General features: G+C 61.8%; 3 protein-coding genes and 1 pseudogene. All 4 read right to left on the bottom strand.

Annotation, left to right across the window (positions count from 1 at the left end):
- Positions 1-348: pseudogene (locus tag JNL55_RS03385) on the bottom strand (hypothetical protein); the annotation flags it as partial.
- 13 nt (positions 349-361) lie between these two features.
- A complete protein-coding gene (locus JNL55_RS03380; protein ID WP_293849252.1) occupies positions 362-769 on the bottom strand; it encodes an ExbD/TolR family protein in 408 nt (135 codons plus the stop codon).
- Positions 769-2580: a DUF2341 domain-containing protein gene (locus JNL55_RS03375; protein WP_293849250.1), complete on the bottom strand. Its 1812-nt coding sequence runs from the start codon at positions 2578-2580 to the stop codon at positions 769-771. The genes JNL55_RS03380 and JNL55_RS03375 overlap by 1 nt, the downstream gene beginning before the upstream one ends.
- 214 nt (positions 2581-2794) lie before the next feature.
- The gene (locus JNL55_RS03370; protein WP_293849248.1) at positions 2795-3127 is read right to left on the bottom strand and encodes a hypothetical protein; all 333 of its coding nucleotides are present in this window, start codon (positions 3125-3127) and stop codon (positions 2795-2797) included.
- Positions 3128-3296: the final 169 nt, after the last annotated feature.

The following is a 3296-nucleotide window of genomic DNA, read 5'->3' as shown; positions in this document are numbered from 1 at the left end:
GCGCCCGCCTTTGCGTGCAGCGAGCCCGAAGCCGTCGCTACCCGCGGCACCGTCTGCATCCAACCCGAGCTGCTCGGCCGGCGATGCTTCGTCCGGCGCCTGTTCCGGTTCCTGTTGCTCGAGCGGCTCTTCGATCTTTTCCTCCGGCGGTGGCGGCGGCGGTGGTGGCTGCTCAGGCGGCGGTGGCGGTCGCACGATCTTTACGATCTGCGCTACCGGCCGCTGCGGCCCAGCGTCCTTCTCCGCCATCATCTGCACCACGAACCGGATCATCGCGCCACCGACCAGGAGCACGATGACCGCACCGATGACCAGCGGCACGTGGCGTTGCCAGCGCTGTTTGCTCACGACACGCGCCCCGCTACTTGACGATTCGCTGCGTCACGAGACCGAGTTGCGTGATCTCCAGCCGCCCTACCAGGTCCAGCACATCGACCACTTTCTGGTATTGAATGGTGGAGTCGGCTTTGATGATCACCGGCAGCTCGGGATCCTGAGCTTTGTATTGCTTCAGCAGATTCTCGAGCTCCGGCAAGGTCACCGGATACGTATCCAGATAAATGGTGCCGTCCGCGGTGATGGACACTGCTTTGGTTTTTGGCTTGGCCAACGCCGGCGTTTCGCTGGCTTTGGGCAAGTTCACCTTGATGCCTTGCACGGACGCCGTGGTCATGATGATGAAAATCACCAGCAGCACGTAGGCGAGATCCAGCATCGGCGTGATGTTGATCTCGTCGTAAACGTCTTTTTCTTCGGCTGAGGCAGACATTAGCTGTAGTGCTCCGCGACTCGCGACACGAACTCGTCGACGAACACCCGCATGTCGGCGTTCACTTCTTTGATTTTCGTGTTCAGCCAGTTGTAGCCGAACAATGCCGGGATCGCGACCGCGAGGCCGGCGACGGTGGCGGCCAATGCCGCGGCGATACCTGGCGCGATCGCGTTGACGTTGACGTCACCGCTGGCCGCGATGGCAGCGAACGTGATCATCACGCCCACTACAGTGCCGAGCAGACCAAGGAACGGCCCGCCGGCGATGGCGATGGTGAGCAACACCATCTGCGACTGCAGCTTCTGAGTCATGCGTACCATCGTCGCGTCCAGCGTCGCGCGAATCGCCTCGATGGCCTGCGGCGACAGTGTCGTAACCGCTCGCGCACCTGCCGACTTCAAGCCGATTCGGCCGGTCATCTCCTGCACGCCGTGGTGATACAAGCGATACAAGGTCGAGAACTTGTACTTGTCCTCCTGCTCGCCGAAGTGCGGCATGAACGGTGATTCGTCGAGCGCAGCATCGCCTGGCGCGTCCTTGCTCTCATCGTGATCGAGCGACGTCGGGTCGCCACGCAGCGCCTGATATTCCTTGAGGAACGCAGCGTTCTGTTTCTTGATCTTGGACAGATACAAGGTCTTGCCGATCATGATCAGCATGGCGATCACGAACATGATGGCCAGGATGATGATGACCACCCAACCGTCGACGGTGACGTTCTTCATGGTCACTGCGAAGTAGGAAACGTCCTCGCCTTCACGCTGTGCGTCCGCGCCGTACACGACCAACGGCGACTCTTGGCCCTGAGCCTTGGCCGAGGCAGCAAGCCACTCCAGCGGGCGCGCGACGTTGGCAACCTGCACTTCATCGATCTCACCGACCAGACCATTGCTGCCACCGGCGCTGTTGCCGATGTTCAAAGCACCGGCGATCTCCACCGGCTGCGCAGCCACGTTGGCTACTTCTTTGCCGTTGACGAACAGAATCAACTTACCGCCGCCGACCGTGGCAGCGAGGTGGTGCCAGGTGCCGGTGGCCAGATCGGCTGAATCCTTGGCTTCAACTTCTCCGCTTGCGCCAGTGACCGCGGTATAGACCTGCGCACCGCGCACGCCGAGCACCCAACGCTTGCCTTGGTCTTCTAATCCCAGGATCTGAGCGTTGCCTTGCGGTTGATCGATGCGCACCCATGCCGAGAGCGTGCCGCCCTTGGCGGGAATCAAACGCAGCGACGCGCTAGCGGGCCGGCTGATGACGGCGCTGCCTGAGAACTTGACGCCACCGCCAATCAGCGAAGCCGGGGTCAGTTCCGCCGTAGAGGTCACCGCGTCGTTGTCGTTCGCCGTGCTATCCGCGAGGGCCGCGGCGTCCTGGCCGAAGTGATAGACCAGCGCCTGGTTGGCGTCGTAGCTATCGGCGGACGGCGGCGCCGTGGTCGCCTTCTGGTTGCCGTAATAGAGATGAATCTTCTCAGCGGCGCTGCCACCCGCGATGCGTGGCACGCGCACCCAGATGAATGCCATCTGGTTGACCGGGTCGTAACGCTCGATGTGAAACTTCAGCGGCGTCTTGTCATCGCCACCCACGACGCGCAGATCGCTACCGTCAGGCTGCGTGTCCGCGAAGTAACCAAAATTGCCCAGATGCAGGCGGATCAGCACCGGCACGTCGACCGGCGTCGCCGCCACATCCGCTCCGGCGGGCGTGGTATCGAGCGTAATTTCCTTCCGGAAATTCCAGTCGTCGCTCCACCAGGCGAAGCTCGCCATCGGCAGACAACAGAACAACACTGCAAGTAGCTTGCGCACGGGATCGCGTCTCTGAATTTATTGGAGGTCAGTTATCGAGCGGCGGCGAGCGAGCTCGCGCCCAGCGTCCGGTGCCGGACCGCGCGCGGGATTATTTCCATATGACGTGATGATTTCGTGACAAAAGCACTATGAGTTGCGCGCGTCATACATTCGTATGCGATGACGCAGTTGGTTTGCCACTCATTTCGCCGCGACGGCGACCCAGCGTCACCTACTCCGACGCGACAGATTCGGGCTCGGGGCTAGGGTTAGCGTCGGGTCCAGCATTGGGCCCGGGCTGCTGAGTCAGCTCTCGATAAACTTCGGTAGCTCGCGACGCCACGCTGGTGTTCGCGTCCGACATCGCTAGATGCAGGATGGAGAGAACTGTTTGTTGTGCGCCCTCCTGTTCTGCCAATGCCCGCAGCGAGTTAACTGCGCGAACACGATTGCGCACGGTGGAGTCAGAGGTGACTGCGATCTGCAGGGCCTGCAAGGTTTCAGGCGTGGCGACGTGGAGCTGATCGATGGCCTCGGCGCGCTCCTGGGGTTCAGCGGCACGCATCGCTTGTTGGCCGATTTGGGTTAGGCGAGTGCGCTGCGCTTCTCGCTCGGCCTCTGTCAACGCAGCAGTCGCACTCGCCGCCTCGATGCCGGCCGCTATCTCATTGCTTGAGCTCGCATTGGCCGAGTTCGTGCTGGCCGAGTTCGTACTGCCTGAGTTCGTACTGCCT

Origin of the sequence: Steroidobacter sp., assembly GCF_016790065.1 — a bacterium.
Classification (GTDB): Bacteria; Pseudomonadota; Gammaproteobacteria; order Steroidobacterales; family Steroidobacteraceae; genus Steroidobacter.
The sequence above is the reverse complement of the archived record's forward strand: the minus strand, read 5'-3'. Positions and strand labels throughout refer to the sequence as shown.

Bases quoted from the DNA above. Each gene is read 5' to 3' on its own strand.
- JNL55_RS03370 (WP_293849248.1), bottom strand. From the start codon at position 3,127: ATGCGTGCCGCTGAACCCCAGGAGCGCGCCGAGGCCATCGATCAGCTC.
- JNL55_RS03380 (WP_293849252.1), bottom strand. From the start codon at position 769: ATGTCTGCCTCAGCCGAAGAAAAAGACGTTTACGACGAGATCAACATC.